Genomic DNA, 18,701 nt, shown 5'->3' with positions numbered 1-18,701 from the left:
AGAATCCTTGCCGCGCCAATTCGATAGTCCGCTGCCGATCGACGCCGTGCTCGACGAGCTCGATCGCACGCTCGAGGGCCACAACGCCGCGGTGCTGGTGGCGCCGCCGGGCGCCGGCAAGACCACGCGCGTGCCGTTGGCGTTGCTCGATGCACCCTGGGCGAGGGGCAAGAAGATCATCGTGCTGGAGCCGCGCCGCATCGCCGCGCGCGCCAGCGCGGAGCGGATGGCGAAGACGCTCGGCGAGCGTGCCGGCGAGACCGTCGGCTATCGCGTGCGCTTCGGCTCGAAAGTGTCGCGCGCGACGCGGATCGAGGTCGTCACCGAAGGCATCTTCTCGCGCCAGATCCTCGACGATCCCGAGCTCAACGGCGTCGCCGCGGTGCTGTTCGACGAATTCCATGAGCGCTCGCTCGATGCCGATCTCGGGCTGGCGCTGGCGCGCGACGCGCAGACCGGCCTGCGCGAGGACCTGCGGATCCTCGTGATGTCGGCAACGCTCGACGGTGCACGCGTCGGAAAACTGCTCGGCGACGCGCCGGTGGTCGAAAGCGAGGGGCGCGCCTTTCCGGTCGAGACCCGTTACGTCGGCCGCAAGGTCGACGCGCCGCTGGAGCGGCAGATGGCCGAGACGATCGCGACCGCGCTGCGCGCCGATGCCGGCTCGGTGCTTGCCTTCCTGCCGGGCGCCGCCGAGATCCGCCGCACCCAGACCTTCCTCACTGAGCGTGTGCACGACGCCTCTGTCGAGATCGTGCCGCTGTTCGGCGCGCTCGATGCCAGCGTGCAGGATCGCGCCATCGCGCCGGCGCCGAAGGGCACCCGTAAGGTGGTGCTGGCGACCTCGATCGCCGAGACCTCGCTGACCATCGAGGGCGTGCGCATTGTGGTCGATTCCGGCCTGGCGCGGGTGCCGCGCTACGAGCCCGACATCGCATTGACGCGGCTTGAGACCGTGCGGGCCTCGCGCGCCGCGGTGGATCAGCGGCGCGGCCGCGCCGGCCGCATCGAGCCCGGCGTCTGCTATCGGCTCTGGGACGAGCCGCAGACCGCGTCGCTACCGGCCTACACCGCGCCCGAAATCCTCTCCGCCGATCTGTCCTCGCTGGTGCTCGACCTCGCGCAATGGGGCGTGAGCGATCCCGCGGGCCTTGCCTTCCTCGATCCACCGCCGGGACCGGCGCTGAAGGAAGCCAGATCGCTGCTGTCGGAGCTCGGGGCGCTCGACGGTGATGGCCGCATTACAGAGGAAGGGCAGAGCCTGCGCGCGCTGGCGCTGCCGCCGCGGCTGGCGCGCATGATCGTGGATTCCGCCCGCTTCGGTATGGGCGAGGAGGCGGCCGAGATCGCCGCGGTTCTGACCGAGCGCGGGCTCGGCGGCGACAGTGTCGATCTCGACGTCAGGCTCGACCAGTTCCGCCGCGACCGTTCGCAGCGCGCATCGAGCGCCCGCAGCATGGCGGCGCGCTGGGCCGCGCAGGTGAAGTCGGCTGTCGGCGAAGCGAAGGATCTCTCCACCGGCGTCATGCTGGCCTTCGCATTCCCGGATCGGGTCGCCAGGAACCGCGGCAATGGCAGCTTCGTGCTGGCCAACGGCCGCGGTGTCGCCGTGGAGCAGACCGCGGCGCTGGCGCGGCTGCCTTATATCGCGGTTGCCGAATTGACCGGCACGGCCGCGAGCGGCCGCATCCTGCTGGCGGCGCCGATCACCCAGGAGGAGATCGAGCAGCGTTTCGCCGACCAGATCGAGAACGTGGAAGAGGTGACGTTCGACCGCGGCGCGATGGCGCTGCGCGCGCGGCGCCGGCGTTCGCTGCACGCGATCACGCTGTCGGAAGCACCGATGTCGCTGTCGCCCTCGGCCGAGACCGCGCGCGTCTTCGCCGACGGGCTGATCGCGGCCGGGCTCGACCGGTTGCCGTGGTCGAAGCACTCCAAGCAATGGCGCGACCGTGTCATGTTCCTGCGCAGGGCCGAGGACGAGAGCTGGCCCGATCTGTCCGACACCGCGCTCGCCGCGCGTGCCGACGACTGGCTGGTGCCGGCGCTCTACGACAAGACCGCGCTGAAGGACCTGTCCGCCGGCGACCTGTCGGACGCGCTGATGGCGTTGCTGCCGTGGGAGTTGCGCGCGCGGCTCGATCGCGAGGCGCCGACGCATTTCGAGGCGCCGACCGGAACGCAGCTCGCGATCGATTACGAGGCCGAGCAGGGCCCGACCATCGCGGTGCGGCTGCAGGAGCTGTTCGGGCTCAACACCCATCCCTCGATCGCCAAGGGCGCGGTGCCGCTGGTGCTGGAACTGCTGTCGCCGGCACAGCGGCCGGTGCAGGTGACGCGCGATCTGCCCGGCTTCTGGCGCGGCAGTTACGCTGCGGTGCGTTCCGACCTGCGCGGCCGCTATCCGCGCCATCCCTGGCCGGAAGATCCCGCCAGCGCGATGCCGACTAGGCGCGTGAAACCGCGCGGCACGTGACGGGTCGCGAATCTCATGCATCGCCGTCATTGCGAGGAGCGATAGCGACGAAGCAATCCATCGTTCCGCGCATGCCGCACGATGGATTGCTTCGCTTCGCTCGCAATGACGGGCATAGACCCGCACCATCCGGGACGTAACGCTGGCGAGCGTCCGCAAACGGTGGTTAGATTTGCACGCTGGGATGGGATCACGGGCTCGCAGTTTGGGGAGGTCACCGTGGAGATCAAGAACGCATCGCCGTCGCTGTACAACGAAGACCTGGCGCCGGCCAAGGAACGCAACTGGGGCGCCTTCAGCATCTTCAACGTCTGGACCTCGGACGTGCACAGCCTGTGGGGCTATTACCTCGCCGCCAGCCTGTTCCTGCTCTGCGGCAGCTTCGTCAATTTCATCCTCGCGATCGGCGTCGGCTCGCTGGTGATCTTCGTGCTGATGAGCCTGATCGGCAATGCCGGCGTGAGGACCGGCGTGCCCTATCCGGTGCTGGCGCGCGCCTCGTTCGGGGTCTGGGGCGCCAACATCCCGGCGCTGGTCCGCGCCGTCGTCGCCTGCTTCTGGTACGGGGCGCAGACCGCGGCGGCCTCGGGCGCGATCGTCGCGCTGCTGACGCGCATCGACAGCTTCAAGGCGTTCCACCAGTCCAGCCATATGCTCGGCCATTCCACGCTCGAGGTGATCTGCTTCGTCGTGATCTGGGCGCTGCAGCTCCTGATCATCCAGCGCGGCATGGAAACGGTGCGGCGCTTCCAGGACTGGGCGGGACCTGCGGTGTGGTTGATGATGCTGATCCTTGCGATCTATCTCTGCATCGCGGCCGGCGGCATCTCGCTCACCGCGCCGATCCCGCAGGATGTGCTGCTGGAGAAGACCAAGGAGGCTGGCGTGCCCGGCGAGCCCGGGACTCTCGCCGCGCTGTGCGCCGTCGCCGCGACCTGGATCACCTATTTCGCCGCGCTCTATCTCAACTTCTGCGACTTCTCGCGCTACGCGCCCGATGCAGCCGCGCTGCGCAAGGGCAATATCTGGGGCCTGCCGGTCAATCTGGTCCTGTTCTCGCTGGTCGCCGGCGTCACCACGATCGCGGCGTTCAACGTCTATCACGAGGTGCTGCTGCATCCCGACCAGATCTCGGCGAAGTTCGACAGCTGGTTCCTGGCGCTGCTCGCCGCGGTCACTTTCGCGGTGGCGACGCTCGGCATCAACGTCGTCGCCAATTTCGTCTCGCCGGCGTTCGACTTCTCCAATGTGTTTCCGCGGCATATCGACTTCAAGAAGGGCGGCTACATCGCGGCGCTGATCGCGCTGGCGCTGTATCCGTTCGCGCCCTGGGAGGGCAGCGCCGCCTCGTTCGTCGGGGTGATCGGCGCGACGATGGGACCGATCTTCGGCGTCATGATGGTCGACTATTATCTGATCGCCAAAGGCCGTGTGAACGTGCCGGCGCTGTATCAGGAGAACGGCGAATATCGCTTTCAGAACGGCTGGAACGTCAGCGCGCTGATCGCCGCCGGCATCGGCGCGCTGTTCTCGTCGGTGCTGCCGAACTTCACCTCGATCCTGCCGGCGTGGTGGGCGGTCTATGGCTGGTTCTTCGGTGTCGGGATCGCGGGCGCGGTCTATTACGCGCTGCGCGTTGCGATGCCGAGCCCGGTCGCCAGGACGGCCTGAGAGACGGCCTGAGAGCCGGAAATTGCGGCCCTCGCGGGCGACCGACGTCATTCGGCCGCCCCTTGGGGCTCGCATTAACCCTTCGCTCATCCTTTTCGCCAAAATGGCAGGCTCGTGCCGCCGCCCTCGCTCGCGGTGGGGCGGGCGGCGTGGTGAAATTGCGTGTTCGGTTTTCCGAGTATGGTGTCATGCGTAACCTGATGATTTTCGCGGCCATCCTGATCGGGCTGGGCACCTTCATGGCTCAGATGGCCAGCAAGATGTCGCCCGCCGCCGCGACCACTACAAAGCAGACCATGGCCCCAGCCGTCACGGTGGCGCAGGCCAGCGCCCGCACGCTCAGTATTGCGCCCGATCCTCGCGGTCATTTCGCGACCGACGGCCGGATCGACGGCCAGCGCATCAACTTCATGGTCGACACCGGCGCCTCGGTGGTAGCCCTGAACGAAACGTCCGCGGCACGCTTCGGCCTGCGTCCGGTGCCGGGCGATTACACCTCGCGCGTCACCACTGCCAACGGCACCATCAAGGCCGCGCGCGCCCGCATCGCCATGATCGAGATCGGCGGCCTCACCGTGCGCGACGTCGATGCCCTGGTGCTGCCGGACGAGGCGCTGTCGGAAAACCTGCTCGGCCTGTCCTTCCTGTCGAAGCTGAAGCGCTTCGAATATGCCAACGGCAAATTGTTGCTGGAGCAGTAAGGCCGATTGGCATCAAAGCCTATCCAAGTCTTCCGCTGGATGTCTTCCTCCGTGATGCGCATCGTCTCCTCAGAACGGCAGAAATTCCGCCGAAACTGAGGAAGGCGGACACACAAGTCGCCGCGAGGGAATTCAGTGCGCTGCTTGTTCACATTTTGGGAATGAGAGCGTAGTCGAGTCGATCTTCGCGACGGCGCGGCATTTGCGCCAGACGTTCGCGGGCAACGTCAGACCTGAGGCGCTTTCGCAGAGCGTCGCGCCGATCTCCCGGCGTGCTCACTGTAAATCCCTACTGCACTCTCTGATATAGCCGGGCGGGTCGTCGACATTCGGGCAGCGCACGACCTGAACGCAAAAGACTTCATCACCGTGTTTGAATATCGAGACTTTTAAACGCTCGCCTCTCTCCGTCGGTTTCCCGATAATAGCTATGCCTAGGCCGGCATCGTCACCCGATAGCGACACCTCATCTTCCCCAAAAGGAAAAACGGATAAACACTCTTTCGGCACATCAATCCATTGCCCATTGTGTTCAATGCGCATCGACCGTTCCAAGCCTACCCCGAACCCTTTCTTTTCCGGGTTTCGGTCGCAAACTGCCTTGAGGGTGCGAAGTTCGATCTTCGCAAGATCCCCGCCTTGTTGATTTTTGAAAGTCAAAGTCACGACATCCGGCTTACACCAGGGGCCCGAGTTTGCCTTGCATACCGTTGAACTGGCGAGCAGAAGGCATAAGGCTCCGGCGAGCACGAACATTTTCATCGGCATGGCTCAATATTTGTATCGATTCCAATCAGGCATTCTCGACCCCGTTGGCTTGCCGTGAAGCCAATACAGATAGCTCCCATCCCAAGATCCAACTCACGCTCGATAATCCGGAGTTTTCTGCGAATAAGCCTTCGCATTGTCTAGATCTCCATCACCCTCGTGCTGATCATCCCAGTGCATGTGCCCACGTGCCACCGCACCGCTGTCGCCAAACCCCACATCACCGCCCAGCGCTCCGTCTTGGAATCCGCGCGCTATCTGATCGTAGTAATATGGTCCGCCGCGCTTATGATTTTCCACGCCCAGTTCCGGGATAAAACCCCTGCTCTTGGTCTCTTCCGGGTAATATTGGGCACCAAGGTCTATCATTTCCTTACGGGCAGCGTCCCATGCGCGCTCCGCGCTCTCGAAACCGATCCCCGCATTGCGGCTCGGAAAGTCGCCACCTTCGGCGCCGCCAAAGCGCTTGATGCCAGCGACGCCACCCGATCCGCTGGGGCTGTTGCCAGTCGCCGGCCCGTTGACGCCGGGCTGACCGGCTGCTGTCGACCGCACGGCCATGCCTGTCCTTGCCTAGTGTGCTGAATGCGAAGTTCGTGCGATTTCGCGGCAGCCACTTTCACGAACTTCGCATTCATAAAGCACACTAGAATCATAAGTTTGCTAGTGTCCTTATCGAATCCGAAGTTCGCTCCGAAGGTGCTGCAAATGATGCGAACTTCGGATTCGGGACACTGGCGCCACCCCTGCGGAAACCATGCTGGGTCGGAGCGATTAGCGGTCAAGCAGCTCGCAGGGCGCAACAGCGCGGCGTATTGCGCCGGCGTGCAAGTATTCGCCGACGCCAAATCTGCCTTAATTATTGGCCACAAGCCGTCAATCCTGCCTTCCGCTGCGGCGATGCATTCGCTAAAGCCAGCGGCATCGCTCCTCCGCATTTCCACGAGGCCATTTCTGATGTTTCCCAAGCCGAAACCCGCGCTGGTTCCGAACACCTACGCCTTCGAATCCGAGCCGATGGTGAAGCCGACCGGGTTTCGCGAGTACGACGCGCGCTGGCTGTTCAACAAGGAAATCAACCTGATGGGCGTGCAGGCGCTGGGCATGGGGCTCGGCGCGCTGATCGCGGAGCTCGGCGTCCGCCAGGAGATCGTCACCGGTCACGATTTCCGCGGCTATTCCGCCTCGATCAAATACGCGCTGATCTCGGGCCTGATGGCGGCGGGCTGCAAGGTGCACGACATCGGGCTCGCGGTGACGCCGATGGCCTACTTCGCGCAGTTCGATCTCGACGTGCCCTGCGTTGCCATGGTCACCGCCTCGCACAACGACAATGGCTGGACCGGCGTCAAGATGGGCGCCAACCGCCCGCTCACCTTCGGTCCCGACGAGATGTCACGGCTGAAGGCAATCGTGCTCAACGCCGAATTCAACAACACGGCCGGCGGCTCCTATCAATTCCACGAGAATTATCCGGCGCGCTACATCGCCGACCTCACCAGCCGGCCGAAGCTGAAGCGCAGGCTGAAGGTCGTCGCGGCCTGCGGCAACGGCACCGCGGGCGCGTTCGCGCCGCAGGTGCTGGAGGCGATCGGTTGCGATGTGATCCCGCTCGACACCGAGCTCGATCACACCTTCCCGAAATACAATCCGAATCCGGAAGACATGGAGATGCTGCACGCGATCCGCGATGCGGTGCTGGCGCACAAGGCCGATGTCGGCCTCGGCTTCGACGGCGACGGTGACCGCTGCGGCGTGGTCGACAACACCGGCGAGGAGATCTTTGCCGACAAGGTCGGTGTCATGCTGGCGCGCGACATGTCGGCGATCAACGCCAACGCGCAGTTCGTCGTCGACGTGAAGTCGACCGGGCTGTTCGTGACCGATCCCGTCTTGCAGAAGCAGGGCGCGAAGACGGTCTACTGGAAGACCGGCCATTCCTACATGAAGCGGCGCACCAATGAACTGGGCGCGCTCGCCGGCTTCGAGAAGTCCGGCCACTTCTTCTTCAACAAGCCGTTCGGCCGCGGCTATGACGACGGCCTGGTGTCGGCGATCGCGATCTGCGAAATGCTCGACCGCGCCCCCGGCAAGTCGATGGCCGACCTGAAGGACGCGCTGCCGAAGACCTGGTCGTCGCCGACCATGTCGCCGCATTGTGCCGACGAAGCGAAATACGGCGTCGTCGACGCTGTCGTGAAGCACTTCGAGGCGTTGCAGCAGCAGGGCGGGAAGGTCGCGGGCCAGAACATCCGCGACCTCGTCACCGTCAATGGCGTGCGCGTCACGGTCGAGGACGGCAGCTGGGGCCTGGTGCGCGCATCCTCGAACAAGCCGGAGCTCGTGGTCGTGGTGGAAAGCCCGGTCAGCGAGCGGCGCATGCACGACATGTTCGAGGCGATGGATGCCGTGCTGCGCACGCATCCCGAGGTCGGCGAGTATAATCAGAAGATTTGAGCTGGGTGCTCCTGGGTCGTCATTGCCGGGCTTGACCCGGTAATCCATCTCGGAAAAGCTTTCTTGAAAATCGATGGGCACGCGGGTCAAGCCCGCGTGCGACGGTCGGTGTCCGCAGCTTCACGCCGCCCGCAGCGAGGCCAGGAAGCGGTCCAGCTCGGTCTTCAGCCACTCCGATTGCGACGACAGGCCGTTGGCCGCATCGAGCAGTTGTGCGGTCGCGCTGCCGGCCTGCTCTGAGGCGCGGTTGACGTTGAGGATGCCCTTGTTGACATCCCGCGTGCGATCGGCGGCCTGCTGCAAATTGCTGGAGATCTCGCGGGTCGCCGCGCCCTGCTGATCGACGGCGGCCGCGATCTCACCGGAGACCTGGTCGATTTCCGCGATCGTGGTGCCGATGCTGCCGATCGCGCTGACGGCAGCACCCGTCGCGCTCTGGATGTCCTGGATCTGGGCCGAAATCTCCTCGGTCGCCTTGGCGGTCTGGTTGGCCAGTGCCTTGACCTCGCTTGCGACCACGGCGAAACCGCGGCCATGCTCGCCGGCGCGCGCCGCTTCGATGGTTGCGTTGAGGGCGAGCAGATTGGTCTGGCTGGCGATGCTCTGGATCAACGTCACCACCTCGCCGATCTTCTGCGTGCCGGCGGCAAGGCCTTCGACGACGCTGTTGGTGCGGCGTGCCTCGTCGGCGGCCTTGGCGGCGATCCGCGCCGAGCGCGTCACCTGCTCGGCGATGTTGTTGATCGAGGCCGTCAGCTCCTCGGTCGCGGACGCGACGGTTTCCACATTGCTCGAGGCCAGCGTCGATGCGGAGGCGGCGGCGGTGGCCTGGCGGATGGTTTCCGCGTTGCTGCCGTTCATCGTTGCCGACAGGTCCTGCATCGCGCCCGCCGCCACCGCGACGGCCTCGACGACCTCGCCGATCTTGCGCTCGAAGCCGGCGGCGAGCTCGCGCCGCGCGGCATCGCGATCGTGCTTGGCGCGTTCGGCCTCGATGCGCTCGGCATTGGCGCGCGCCTCGGCGGCACCGGCGGCCTCGGCCTCCGCCGCCTTCTGCGCCGACGTCCTGAACAGTTCGGCAAGCGTGTGCGCGAGCCAGATCAACACGCCGGCCTCGATCAGCAGGATCACGGCGTGGAGTACGACGCGACCGAAATCGGCGCCGCCGGGATAGATCGCGGCCGGCAGGATGAAATTCAGCGTCAGGTGATGCAGGGCAACCGCCAAAGTGCCGGCGACGATCGGCCGATAGTCGCAATAGGCGACGAGGCACGCCAGCGCGGCGAAGAAATACATGTGCATGTCGACCTGCCAGAGGTGGCCGGCGAACTGGTAGACCAGCATCGACACGCCGGCCATCAGGGCCACGGCAACGATCAGGCGGGTTGAAACGCCGTTCCCCGAGACGCGCCACGCCACCGTCGCGGCCAGCGCCATCGCGACCATGAAGCCGGCCGGCATCAGCCAGTCGGTGTGCAGCGTCATGCCGACGATGATCGCGATCGGAACGTGCAGCCAGAGCACCAAGAGCAGGATCTTGCTCGCCGTCTCGCGCAGGGCGGCCATTTCATCGCCTTCGAAGGTCATCCCCAACCCCCAGATCGTCATCCGCCCTGAAGCAGCCGGCGATCGCCTGCGGATCCATGGTCAGCAAGGCGCCGGCCTCGTACAGCCGTCCCAGCCCGCCATTGCGGTCAGGCCGCACCACCAGCAGGGCCGGGATCGCGGTCATCCGAACGATCGACGCATCGGCGGATGCGGCGGCCAGCAGCGCGCGCTCGGCGCGCCACCATGGCGGAAAGGCCACGGCCACCACATCGCTGCCCGCACGCACCTTTAGCGACAGCGTTGCGACCGCGATCCAGCTCGCGATCAGCAATGCGGCCGCGCCAAGCCAGGCAGGCCGTCGTCTCGCTGGGATGATCTCCCCCGGCTCCATCGCAGCAGAATACCGCTGCCGGCGCTAACTTCAGGTAAATGCCGAACCGGCCAACTACCTGGGAGCGTATCGACCTTATCGTGTGGGGTGTGCGGCGGCGCTTACGCCGCGGGCACCGGCAGCGCCGTCACCGACTTGATCTTCTCCATCGCGAAGCGCGAGGTGACGTTCTTCAGCGGCACGGCACTGATCAGCTTCTTGTAGAACACGTCGTAGGCCTGCATGTCCGCGACCACGACGCGCAGCATGTAGTCGACGTCGCCGGCCATCCGGTAGAACTCCATCACCTCGGGCATGGCGCTGACGGCGTCGGCGAATTTGCGCAGCCAGGCTTCCGAATGGTCGGCGCTCTCGACCGAGACGAACACCGAAATCCCGAGCCCGATCTTGTTCTGGTCGACCAGCGCCACGCGGCGCAGGATCACGCCGTCGGCCTCGAGCCGCTGGATGCGCTTCCAGCACGGCGTCGACGACAGGCCGACCCGGTCGCCGATCTCGGCGACGGAGAGCGACGCATCCTCCTGCAGCACGGTCAGAATCTTGCGATCGATCGCGTCGAGGCGGCGGCTGTTGTCATGAAGCTGAATGGCGACATCGGTCATAGAAGAAAGTTCCATATGAAGGTTCAATATCCCTCATATAGAGAAGAATCTTCCAAATCAAGCGATTCGTGGCGGCTCAGGTCGGCCTGGCGTCGGCGTGCTGACCCAAAAACTCTTCAACTTCAGTACGTTGCGGTGCGGCATAAGCACCCCCGAAGCGGGTGCATTTCAGCGCTGCAGCAGCCGAGGCGAAGCGGAGCGCGTCGCGCAGCGGCTGTTTCTCGGTGATGGCGAGGGCGAACGCCCCGTGGAAGACGTCGCCGGCCCCGAGCGTGTCGACGGTATGGACCGGGAAGGCCGGGGTTTCCTCCAGCTCGCCGTTCTCGTTGAGCCAGATCGTGCCCATCGGCCCGCGGGTGCCGGCCAGGAAGGAGGGGGTGAGCTTGGCGAGCTTGTGCAGCGCCTGGCCGTCGTCGGTGACGTCGGCGGTCTCCTGCAGCGGCTCGCTGGAAAACACCAGGTGGGAGGAGGCGGTGAGCAGCCCCTCCCGCATCGACATCGCGCGGTCGACGTCGACCACCACGGGGATGCCGCGCTTGACCGCCTCGGCGCAAAGCTCCGTGCAGAACGGCGCGCAGCGGCTCTCGGTCAGGATCGCCGCGCAATCCTCCAGCAACAGCTCGGTCGGCGGCAGCTTGACCTTCCAGAGCTCCGGATCGCGGAAGGTGACGATGGTGCGTTCGCCGCTGTCGTCGATCATGATCGCCGAGATCGGGGTGACGAGGTTCGGCATGTGGATCAGATGATTGGTCTCGATGCCTTCCTGGGCGAGCTTGTCGAAGATGTAGCGGCTCGAGGTCTCCTGCGAATCGCCCATCGGTCCGCAGATCGAAGCGCGCCCGCCCAGTCGGACGATGCCGATGGCGGCGTTCAGCGCATTGCCGCCGCAGATCTCGTCGAAATGCGTCGCATTCTCCTTGGAGCCGCGCGCCGGGACGCTGACGCGAAAGGTCAGGTCGCGCACCGGCAGGCCGATGCAGAGGATGCGGGGCGGGACTTTCGGGGCGCCGTTCTGAAAATTCATGCGGGGATCCGTCGCAATGGTTCCGTTACTGCCAGAACTCTGTCCAGCTTTAATCGGCAGAACGATGTCCGGTTCCCGCTATTTGTCCAACGGGTTCTGGTGATGCACCCAGCGGCCGAGCAGATGATGGGCAATCGCGAACGGATGCGGGCCGGCGAGCCCTTCGGGATGCTGGCGCTTCAGCATCAGCGACGCCTCGGCATGGTCGAACCAGCGCGCATCTTCCAGCTCGGTGCGGTCGACCACGATGTCCTCGTTGGTCGCGCGCGCGGTGCAGCCGATCATCAGCGATGACGGATAGGGCCAGGGCTGCGTCATGTAGTAATTGACGTCGGTGCAGCGGATGCCGGACTCCTCGAGAATCTCGCGCCGCACGGCGTCCTCGATGGTCTCGGCGGCTTCCACGAACCCGGCGAGGCAGGAATACATGCCGGGCATGAACTGCTTCTGCCGTCCCAGCAGCACCTTGTCGCCATACGTGACCAGCATGATCACCACCGGGTCGGTGCGCGGAAAGTGCTCGGCCTTGCAGCTCGGACATTCGCGCTTCCAGCCGCCGTCCTTCATCGCCGTGCGGGTGCCGCAGTTCGCGCAGAAGCCGTGGCGCTGATGCCAGGTCACCATCGATTTCGCCATTGCGATGGCCGAGAGCTGCTCGGGCGGCACCACCCCCTGCATCGCCATGCCGCGCAATTCGGTGATCGCGACATCGGCGCGTCCGACCAGCTTCTCGGCCGCCTGCGGCGCGATCCCCATGCCGAAGATCGGCGCGGCGTCGCGCAGTCCGAGAAAGATCGTGCCGGGATTGGCGCCGTAGCTGCGGGCTTCCTCCAGCGAGAGCAGTGCGCGGGCCCCGCCATCCTCCTGCTTCACGACCAGCGAGTCGCGATAGATCACGTAGGCGCGGGCCTCGCGGTGGCCTTCCAGCGCGAACAGTTTTTCGTCGTTGGTGCGCAGATGCGCGGCGCGGTCCAGCACGTGGGTGACGAAGGCCGGCTGGCCGAGCGGAAATGAATCGAATGCAGACATTGAATCTCAACCCAACCAGATCTTGCGGCGAAGCGCGCTGATGAAATTCTGCACTTCCTCGGCGTCATGCGCCAGCGGCGGCATCACGCCCCAAACGGGACGCGGCCATGCAGCGTCGCTGGTGCGGCGCGCGATGACATGGACGTGCAGCTGCGGGACGAGGTTGCCGAGCGCGGCGACATTCAGCTTGTCGCACTTGGTGACCTCTTTCAGGGCCCGCGAGACGCGGGTGATCTCGGTCATCAGCTGGGCCTGCTCGACCTCGTCGAGGTCGATGATCTCGACCGCACCGTCGCGCCGCGGCACCAGCAGCAGCCACGGATAATGCGCATCCTTGATGACGAGCACCTTGCACAGCGGCAGGTCGCCGATGTCGATGGTGTCTTTCTTGAGCTGCGAATGCAGCGACCAATTGGAGGCGGACATGGGGGGCAAATAATGCCTTTCCGTGTTCCCAGACAAGTCCCACAAAGCCAGCCTTACAAAGCCGGGTCAGGCCGCTTGCTTTCCGGCGGTTTTGGCCCCAAATAGGGACCGGGAGATTGGCGGTGGACGAGCCACTCGCCAACCGGGTCAGGTCCGGAAGGAAGCAGCCCTAACGAGGTCCGGATCGGGTCGCTCGTCAGTCTCCTACCTGTTTTTCCGAGCGAATCGCGCTGGAACGGCGGTCTCCGCGCCCGGCGCTCGATTTTGGCTCCTATCCGCACGCCGGCTGAAGAGACAATTCCCAAGTTGCGGATCGATGCATGAATGACGCTGGCGACCCCTCCCATCCGTCCGACGGCGCAGGCAAAGGGAGCCTTGACGGCGGTTTCGATCTCGGCGGCGCGCCGGACGCCGCAAAACCCTACCGCGTTCTTGCCCGCAAATACCGCCCCTCCAGCTTCGAGGACCTGATCGGCCAGGAGGCCATGGTGCGCACCGTCTCGAACGCGTTCGAGACCGGGCGGATTCCGCAGGCCTGGATCCTCACCGGCGTCCGCGGGGTCGGCAAGACCACCACCGCGCGCATCCTCGCCCGCGCCTTGAACTACGCCAAGCCGGACGGCTCGGTGCAGGGGCCGACCATCCACATGCCGGACCTCGGCATCCACTGCCAGGCGATCATGGAAAGCCGGCACATGGACGTGCTGGAGATGGACGCCGCCTCCCACACCGGCGTCGACGATGTCCGCCAGATCAACGACAGCGTGCGCTACGCGCCGGCCAGCGCGCGCTACAAGGTCTACATCATCGACGAAGTCCACATGCTGTCGACGGCGGCCTTCAACGCCTTCCTGAAGACGCTGGAGGAGCCGCCGGAGCACGCCAAGTTCGTGTTCGCCACCACCGAAATCCGCAAGGTTCCGATCACGGTGCTGTCGCGCTGCCAGCGCTTCGACCTGCGCCGCGTCGAAGCCGACGTGCTGATGAAGCATCTCGGCAACATCGCGGCCAAGGAAGGCGTCGAGGTCGAGCCCGAGGCGCTCGGCATCATCGCGCGGGCGGCCGAGGGATCGGTGCGCGACTCGCTGTCGCTGTTCGACCAGGCGATCGCGCATGCCGCGGGCAATGTGAAGGCCGATGCGGTCAGGCAGATGCTCGGCCTCGCCGACCGCACCCGCGTGATCGATCTGTTCGAACAGCTGGCGCGCGGCGATATCGCCGCCGCCTTCGCCGAATTCCGCGCGCAATATGACGTCGGCGCCGATCCGGTCGTGGTGCTGTCCGACCTTGCCGAGTTCGTCAATTTCGTCACCCGCGTGAAGTTCGTGCCGGGGACGGCCGACAATGTCGCGTTCGGCGAGACCGAGCGGGTGCGGGCGCGTGAATTCGCCGCCAAGCTGTCGATGCGGGTGCTGTCGCGGATGTGGCAGATGCTGCTCAAGGGGATCGCCGAGGTGCAGACCGCGACGCGCCCGGCCGCTGCCGCCGAGATGGTGCTGGTGCGGATCGCCTATGTCGCCGACCTGCCGACGCCGGACGAGGTGATCCGGATGATCGAGCAGAATGGCGGTGGCGCTGCGCCCGCGACGTCGGGTTCCGCCGCCTCGCAACCGCCGCGCGGCGCACCGAGCTCGGCGATGCCGGCCATGCCGTCGGCGCCGGTGCGCACGCCGCAGGCCGCGCCGCGCGGCGATCTCGCCGCGCGTCCGCAGATGGCAGCGCCGGTCGCCGATGCCGCGCCGGCGCTGCGGATATCAAGCTTCCCGCAGCTGATCGCGCTCGCCGGCGAGAAGCGCGACATCATGATGAAGAGTGCGCTGGAGGCCGATGTGCGGCTGGTGCGCATCGAGGACGGCCAGCTCGAGATCGCCCTCGAGCCGAAGGCGCAGCGCGCGCTCGTCACCGATCTGTCGCGCAAGCTCGAACTATGGACCGGGCGGCGCTGGACCGTGATCATTTCCAACGAGGCCGGCCAGCCCACGGTGCGCTCGCAGAACGAATTGGCGCGCAGCGAGCACCAGCGCGCCGCCGAGGCCGATCCGCGCGTGCAGGAGGTGCTGGCGCGCTTCCCCGGCACCAAGGTGGTCGAGGTTCGCCGCCTTGCCGCCGAGGTTCCGGTTTCGGATGCCACCGGCGAAGACCCGATTGAAACTTCCGACAGCGATGACGATTGATATTTGGCTACAGGGACGCACGCATGGCTGATTTTCTCGGCATGATGAAGCAGGCAGCGCAGCTGCAATCCAAGATGCAGGAGATGCAGGAACAGCTCGGCAATGTCGAGGTCGAAGGCATCTCCGGCGGCGGCCTGGTCACGGTGCGCATGACCGCCAAGATGGAAGTGAAGGGCATCAAGATCGATCCGTCGCTGATGAAGCCGGAGGAACGCGAGGTGCTCGAGGATCTCCTGGTCACCGCGCATGGCGATGCCCGTCGCAAGGCCGAGACCGCGATGCAGGAGAAGATGATGGCTCTGACCGGCGGGCTCAGCCTGCCGCCGGGATTTGGTCCGACTTAAATGGCTGCAAGCGTCGCCGGCCCCGAGATTGAACGCCTGATCCAGTTGCTGGCGCGGCTGCCGGGCCTCGGGCCCCGTTCGGCGCGGCGCGCGGCGCTGCATCTGATCAAGAAGCGCGAAGCCCTGATGACGCCGCTGACCGCGGCGCTGCAGGTCGCGATCGACAAGATCCAGGTCTGCAAGACCTGCGGAAACATCGATACACAAAACCCCTGCACGGTGTGCACCGATCCGCGCCGCGATCCCTCGATCATCGTCGTGGTCGCAGACGTCGCCGACCTCTGGGCGCTGGAACGCGCCAATGCGACCAATGGCCGCTATCACGTGCTGGGCGCAACGCTGTCGCCGCTCGACGGCGTCGGTCCGCAGGATCTCACCATCGATCAGCTGGTGGCGCGCGCGCATGCGCCTGAGGTCAGCGAGATCATCCTGGCGCTCAATGCGACCGTCGACGGCCAGACCACCGCGCATTACATCACCGACCTGTTGTCGGAGGCCAATGTGCGGGTGACGCGGCTGGCGCATGGCGTGCCGGTCGGCGGAGAGCTTGATTACCTCGATGAAGGTACGCTATCGGCTGCGATGCGGCAGCGCACGCTCTTCTAGCGCGCGCTCGACAGTCGGACGTGGCGGCGTTTGCCGAGCGATCCGTCACAAGTCGAAAAGATCGCACTGAAACAAAATGATAGGGTGGGTGACGATTCGGGGACGGTCATCCACGCTCTGACGAATCAAGTACGGAACCACCGCAAATGACGACACACCGATTCGGCGTACGCTTGTTCGGCGTACGTTTGGGCTTTGCGCTTCTGGCGGCAACGTTCGCCGCGCCTTGCGCCATCGCACAGCAGGCCGACGCGCCGCAGAAGCCCGGCAAGATGATCCGGGCCGGCGACGTGCTGTCGGGAGAGCTCGGCGTCATGAAGGTGCGTGACGCCAAGAACCGCGGCAAGCGCGTCGCGACCTACCAGATCACCAGCGAGCCGCGCCGTCTGCCGCCGCCGAACGGTCTGTGCAATCTCGAGACCGGGCCGGAAACCTTCCAGCTGATTCCGACCAACGACGCCCAGGCCGCGCAGCTCAAAAGCCTCTCCGGCAAGGAAATCTCGGTGAAGGTCGACGAGGTCGCCTGCGCCAAGGATGCCGGCGAGATGAGCGAAGCCATCGTCACCAAGTGGAGCGTGGTGGCGAAGTAGCTGCCCCAACTTCGGTGTCATCGCCCGGATGCGCGGGTAACGACACCGCGCTGTTTCTTGAGTTGCGATCCATCCTCATCGTCGTCCTGGCGAAGGCCAGGACCCAACCACCGGCCTTGCTTGTCGGATGGATCGTGGCCCCGACATCGCGCAACAATTCGCATTTGGGGTAATGGGTCCTGGCCTTCGCCAGGACGACGCGCGGAGAGAGTGGTTCCGCGGCTTCTCCGCTGAATTACGAACGCCTCTGGAATACTGGATCACCCGGTCAAGCCGGGCTACAGGCGACTAAACCCTGACCGGTCCCAGCTCGTCGAAATGCCCGCGCCGCTGCAGCCAGGCCAGCAGGATCAGGCTCGGGATCGCGACCAGCACGCAGATCACGAAGAACATCTGCCAGCCGACGGCCTTGGCGACATAACCAGCGCCTGACGACAGATAGGTGCGGCCGACCGCGGCGAGCGCCGTGAGCAGCGCGTACTGGGTCGCGGTGTGCAGCGGGTTGCGGCACAGTGCCGACAAATAGGCGACGAAGATCACGGTGCCGATCGCGCTGGTGAAATTCTCCGCGGTGATCGCAAGCGCGAGCGCCCATTGATCTACCCCGACATGGGCGAGCCAGGAGAACGACAGGTTGGCGACCGCCTGCAGCACGCCGCCGATCCAGAGGCTGGTCGCCAGCGAATAGCGCCGCGCCACGAAGCCGCCGGCAAAGCCGCCGATCAGGGTCGCGGCGAGGCCGACGCCCTTCACGATCGCCGCGTAATCGACCTTGGAAAAGCCGATGTCGATCACGAACGGCGCGGTCATGGTGCCTGAAAACGCGTCGGTGAACTTGAACAGCACCACAAAGGCGAGCGCCGCGAAGGCGTCCTTGCGGCTGAGGAACTCGGAGAACGCGCCGAGCGCCGCGTGCAGCACGCGTTCGGCCGCGTTCTGCGCATGCGTCGCCGCCTCCGCGCCCTTCGATTGCGTCGGCTCGGTCGCCGCAAGTGCGGTGACGATGCCGATCACGACCAGCGCGGCCATCACCACATAGCCCCACATCCACGCCGACAGGCGCACGAGGCCAGCGGACTCGAAGCCGCTGACGATGAACAGCGCGCCGGCGGTCGAGACCAGCATGCCGACGCGATAGGCCGCGACATAGGACGCCATGCCGGCGGCCTGCTCGCTTTCGGGCAGGCTTTCGACGCGGAAGGCATCGACCACGATGTCCTGCGTCGACGAGGCGGTTGCGACCAGCAGCGCGGCAAAGGCCGCGAACCATGGCGATCGCGCCGGATCGGCCATCGCCAGCACCAGGATCGCCGCGATCAAGAGCAGCTGCGAGAACAGCAGCCAGCCGCGGCGGCGGCCGAACATCTGCGTGAACAGCGGCACATGCAGCGCGTCGACCAGCGGCGCCCAGAGGAATTTCAGCGTGTAGGGCGTGCCGATCAGCGCCAGCAGCCCGATGGTGCCGAGATCGACCCCGGCCTCCTTCATCCAGACCTGCAGCGTCGAGCCCGACAGCGCCAGCGGCAGCCCCGAGGAAAAGCCCAGCAGCAGCACGATCAGCACCCGCGGCTGCAGGTACACGGCAAAACTGTCGCGCCACGAGGTGGCGGCGGGGGGATTCTTTTCCGGTTGGGTCGCGGTCACTTCGGGCGCGGTCATGTCCCTCTGTTAGCAGATTCGACCGCAGCTGCCTTGGCTCCCTCTCCCCGCTCTTTCGCGGGGAGAGGGTTGGGGTGAGGGGCTTTCTCAGCGAATTATGACGGGTGCAATGTGCGGAAGCTCCCCCTCACCCGAAATTCGCGCGATGCGCGAATTTCGACCTCTCCCCGCAAGCGGGGCGAGGTGACTTCGGGGCTACTCCCCCGCCTGCAGCTTGCGCGGGGCGGGGAACAGG

17 protein-coding genes and 1 other RNA gene are annotated in these 18,701 nt (G+C 65.6%); 9 read left to right on the top strand and 9 right to left on the bottom strand.

All coding sequences use genetic code 11. The annotated features are described in order from the left end of the window. The first annotated feature begins 7 nt into the window (after positions 1-7). The 3 genes from hrpB (at position 8) to I6F38_RS39095 (ending at position 4,848) form a co-directional block, all read left to right on the top strand. Positions 8-2,476, top strand: a complete 2,469-nt coding sequence (gene hrpB / locus I6F38_RS39105) for an ATP-dependent helicase HrpB (protein ID WP_225164149.1) — start codon at positions 8-10, stop codon at positions 2,474-2,476. Between the two features lie 219 nt (positions 2,477-2,695). Then, entirely contained in the window at positions 2,696-4,147 is a 1,452-nt protein-coding gene (locus I6F38_RS39100) for an NCS1 family nucleobase:cation symporter-1 (RefSeq protein WP_225164148.1), read from the top strand. Between the two features lie 188 nt (positions 4,148-4,335). Beyond that, positions 4,336-4,848 (top strand): TIGR02281 family clan AA aspartic protease, encoded by a 513-nt coding sequence (locus I6F38_RS39095; RefSeq protein WP_092078840.1) that lies wholly within the window; start codon positions 4,336-4,338, stop codon positions 4,846-4,848. Between the two features lie 276 nt (positions 4,849-5,124). Here I6F38_RS39095 and I6F38_RS39090 read toward each other — a convergent pair whose 3' ends face one another. Together I6F38_RS39090 and I6F38_RS39085 are read right to left on the bottom strand one after the other, a co-directional pair. Further along, positions 5,125-5,610 carry a hypothetical protein gene (locus I6F38_RS39090; protein ID WP_225164147.1) on the bottom strand — a complete coding sequence of 162 codons (486 nt, stop codon included), beginning with the start codon at positions 5,608-5,610 and terminating at the stop codon, positions 5,125-5,127. Between the two features lie 99 nt (positions 5,611-5,709). Further along, positions 5,710-6,177, bottom strand: coding sequence for a hypothetical protein (locus I6F38_RS39085; protein WP_225164146.1), 468 nt, complete (start codon positions 6,175-6,177; stop codon positions 5,710-5,712). A gap of 396 nt (positions 6,178-6,573) precedes the next feature. Here I6F38_RS39085 and I6F38_RS39080 point away from each other — a divergent pair, with 396 nt between their 5' ends. Beyond that, positions 6,574-8,073 (top strand): phosphomannomutase/phosphoglucomutase, encoded by a 1,500-nt coding sequence (locus tag I6F38_RS39080; RefSeq protein ID WP_225164145.1) that lies wholly within the window; start codon positions 6,574-6,576, stop codon positions 8,071-8,073. A 120-nt stretch (positions 8,074-8,193) separates the two neighbouring features. Here the strand turns inward: I6F38_RS39080 and I6F38_RS39075 are convergent, their stop codons facing one another. From I6F38_RS39075 to I6F38_RS39050, 6 genes are all read right to left on the bottom strand, one after another. Further along, positions 8,194-9,660: a methyl-accepting chemotaxis protein gene (locus I6F38_RS39075; RefSeq protein ID WP_225164144.1), complete on the bottom strand. Its 1,467-nt coding sequence runs from the start codon at positions 9,658-9,660 to the stop codon at positions 8,194-8,196. Continuing rightward, positions 9,641-9,952 carry a hypothetical protein gene (locus I6F38_RS39070; protein WP_225164143.1) on the bottom strand — a complete coding sequence of 104 codons (312 nt, stop codon included), beginning with the start codon at positions 9,950-9,952 and terminating at the stop codon, positions 9,641-9,643. The genes I6F38_RS39075 and I6F38_RS39070 overlap by 20 nt, the downstream gene beginning before the upstream one ends. A 161-nt stretch (positions 9,953-10,113) precedes the next feature. After that, on the bottom strand, positions 10,114-10,614 hold the full coding sequence (locus I6F38_RS39065; RefSeq protein ID WP_016848075.1) for an Lrp/AsnC family transcriptional regulator: 501 nt from the start codon (positions 10,612-10,614) through the stop codon (positions 10,114-10,116). 76 nt (positions 10,615-10,690) lie between these two features. Then, positions 10,691-11,638 carry a sugar kinase gene (locus I6F38_RS39060; RefSeq protein WP_225164142.1) on the bottom strand — a complete coding sequence of 316 codons (948 nt, stop codon included), beginning with the start codon at positions 11,636-11,638 and terminating at the stop codon, positions 10,691-10,693. A gap of 78 nt (positions 11,639-11,716) precedes the next feature. Next, on the bottom strand, positions 11,717-12,667 hold the full coding sequence (nudC, locus tag I6F38_RS39055) for an NAD(+) diphosphatase (protein WP_225164141.1): 951 nt from the start codon (positions 12,665-12,667) through the stop codon (positions 11,717-11,719). Positions 12,668-12,673: 6 nt separating this feature from the next. Next, positions 12,674-13,093, bottom strand: a complete 420-nt coding sequence (locus I6F38_RS39050) for an HIT family protein (RefSeq protein ID WP_225164140.1) — start codon at positions 13,091-13,093, stop codon at positions 12,674-12,676. 111 nt (positions 13,094-13,204) lie between these two features. Between I6F38_RS39050 and ffs the strand changes: the two genes are divergently transcribed. From ffs to I6F38_RS39025, 5 genes are all read left to right on the top strand, one after another. Continuing rightward, an RNA gene (gene ffs / locus I6F38_RS39045) (signal recognition particle sRNA small type) lies at positions 13,205-13,301 on the top strand. Between the two features lie 112 nt (positions 13,302-13,413). Further along, positions 13,414-15,267, top strand: a complete 1,854-nt coding sequence (locus tag I6F38_RS39040) for a DNA polymerase III subunit gamma/tau (protein ID WP_225164139.1) — start codon at positions 13,414-13,416, stop codon at positions 15,265-15,267. 23 nt (positions 15,268-15,290) lie between these two features. Continuing rightward, positions 15,291-15,611, top strand: a complete 321-nt coding sequence (locus I6F38_RS39035; protein ID WP_225164138.1) for a YbaB/EbfC family nucleoid-associated protein — start codon at positions 15,291-15,293, stop codon at positions 15,609-15,611. After that, positions 15,612-16,217 (top strand): recombination mediator RecR, encoded by a 606-nt coding sequence (gene recR, locus I6F38_RS39030; RefSeq protein ID WP_028335942.1) that lies wholly within the window; start codon positions 15,612-15,614, stop codon positions 16,215-16,217. Positions 16,218-16,405: 188 nt separating this feature from the next. Continuing rightward, positions 16,406-16,807, top strand: a complete 402-nt coding sequence (locus tag I6F38_RS39025; protein ID WP_225164162.1) for a hypothetical protein — start codon at positions 16,406-16,408, stop codon at positions 16,805-16,807. Positions 16,808-17,095: 288 nt separating this feature from the next. Here I6F38_RS39025 and I6F38_RS39020 read toward each other — a convergent pair whose 3' ends face one another. Beyond that, entirely contained in the window at positions 17,096-18,466 is a 1,371-nt protein-coding gene (locus I6F38_RS39020) for an MFS transporter (protein WP_225164137.1), read from the bottom strand. Between the last annotated feature and the right edge of the window lie 235 nt (positions 18,467-18,701).

Origin of the sequence: Bradyrhizobium sp. BRP56 (genome assembly GCF_020194035.1) — a bacterium.
Classification (GTDB): Bacteria; Pseudomonadota; Alphaproteobacteria; order Rhizobiales; family Xanthobacteraceae; genus Bradyrhizobium; species Bradyrhizobium australafricanum.
Note: the sequence above shows the minus strand (reverse complement) of the source record. Positions and strands in the feature narration are given on the sequence as shown.

Bases quoted from the DNA above. Each gene is read 5' to 3' on its own strand.
- I6F38_RS39095 (WP_092078840.1), top strand. From the start codon at position 4,336: ATGCGTAACCTGATGATTTTCGCGGCCATCCTGATCGGGCTGGGCACC.
- I6F38_RS39090 (WP_225164147.1), bottom strand. From the start codon at position 5,610: ATGAAAATGTTCGTGCTCGCCGGAGCCTTATGCCTTCTGCTCGCCAGT.
- I6F38_RS39085 (WP_225164146.1), bottom strand. From the start codon at position 6,177: ATGGCCGTGCGGTCGACAGCAGCCGGTCAGCCCGGCGTCAACGGGCCG.
- I6F38_RS39080 (WP_225164145.1), top strand. From the start codon at position 6,574: ATGTTTCCCAAGCCGAAACCCGCGCTGGTTCCGAACACCTACGCCTTC.
- I6F38_RS39075 (WP_225164144.1), bottom strand. From the start codon at position 9,660: ATGACCTTCGAAGGCGATGAAATGGCCGCCCTGCGCGAGACGGCGAGC.
- I6F38_RS39065 (WP_016848075.1), bottom strand. From the start codon at position 10,614: ATGACCGATGTCGCCATTCAGCTTCATGACAACAGCCGCCGCCTCGAC.
- I6F38_RS39060 (WP_225164142.1), bottom strand. From the start codon at position 11,638: ATGAATTTTCAGAACGGCGCCCCGAAAGTCCCGCCCCGCATCCTCTGC.
- nudC (WP_225164141.1), bottom strand. From the start codon at position 12,667: ATGTCTGCATTCGATTCATTTCCGCTCGGCCAGCCGGCCTTCGTCACC.
- I6F38_RS39050 (WP_225164140.1), bottom strand. From the start codon at position 13,093: ATGTCCGCCTCCAATTGGTCGCTGCATTCGCAGCTCAAGAAAGACACC.
- I6F38_RS39040 (WP_225164139.1), top strand. From the start codon at position 13,414: ATGAATGACGCTGGCGACCCCTCCCATCCGTCCGACGGCGCAGGCAAA.
- I6F38_RS39035 (WP_225164138.1), top strand. From the start codon at position 15,291: ATGGCTGATTTTCTCGGCATGATGAAGCAGGCAGCGCAGCTGCAATCC.
- recR (WP_028335942.1), top strand. From the start codon at position 15,612: ATGGCTGCAAGCGTCGCCGGCCCCGAGATTGAACGCCTGATCCAGTTG.
- I6F38_RS39020 (WP_225164137.1), bottom strand. From the start codon at position 18,466: ATGACCGCGCCCGAAGTGACCGCGACCCAACCGGAAAAGAATCCCCCC.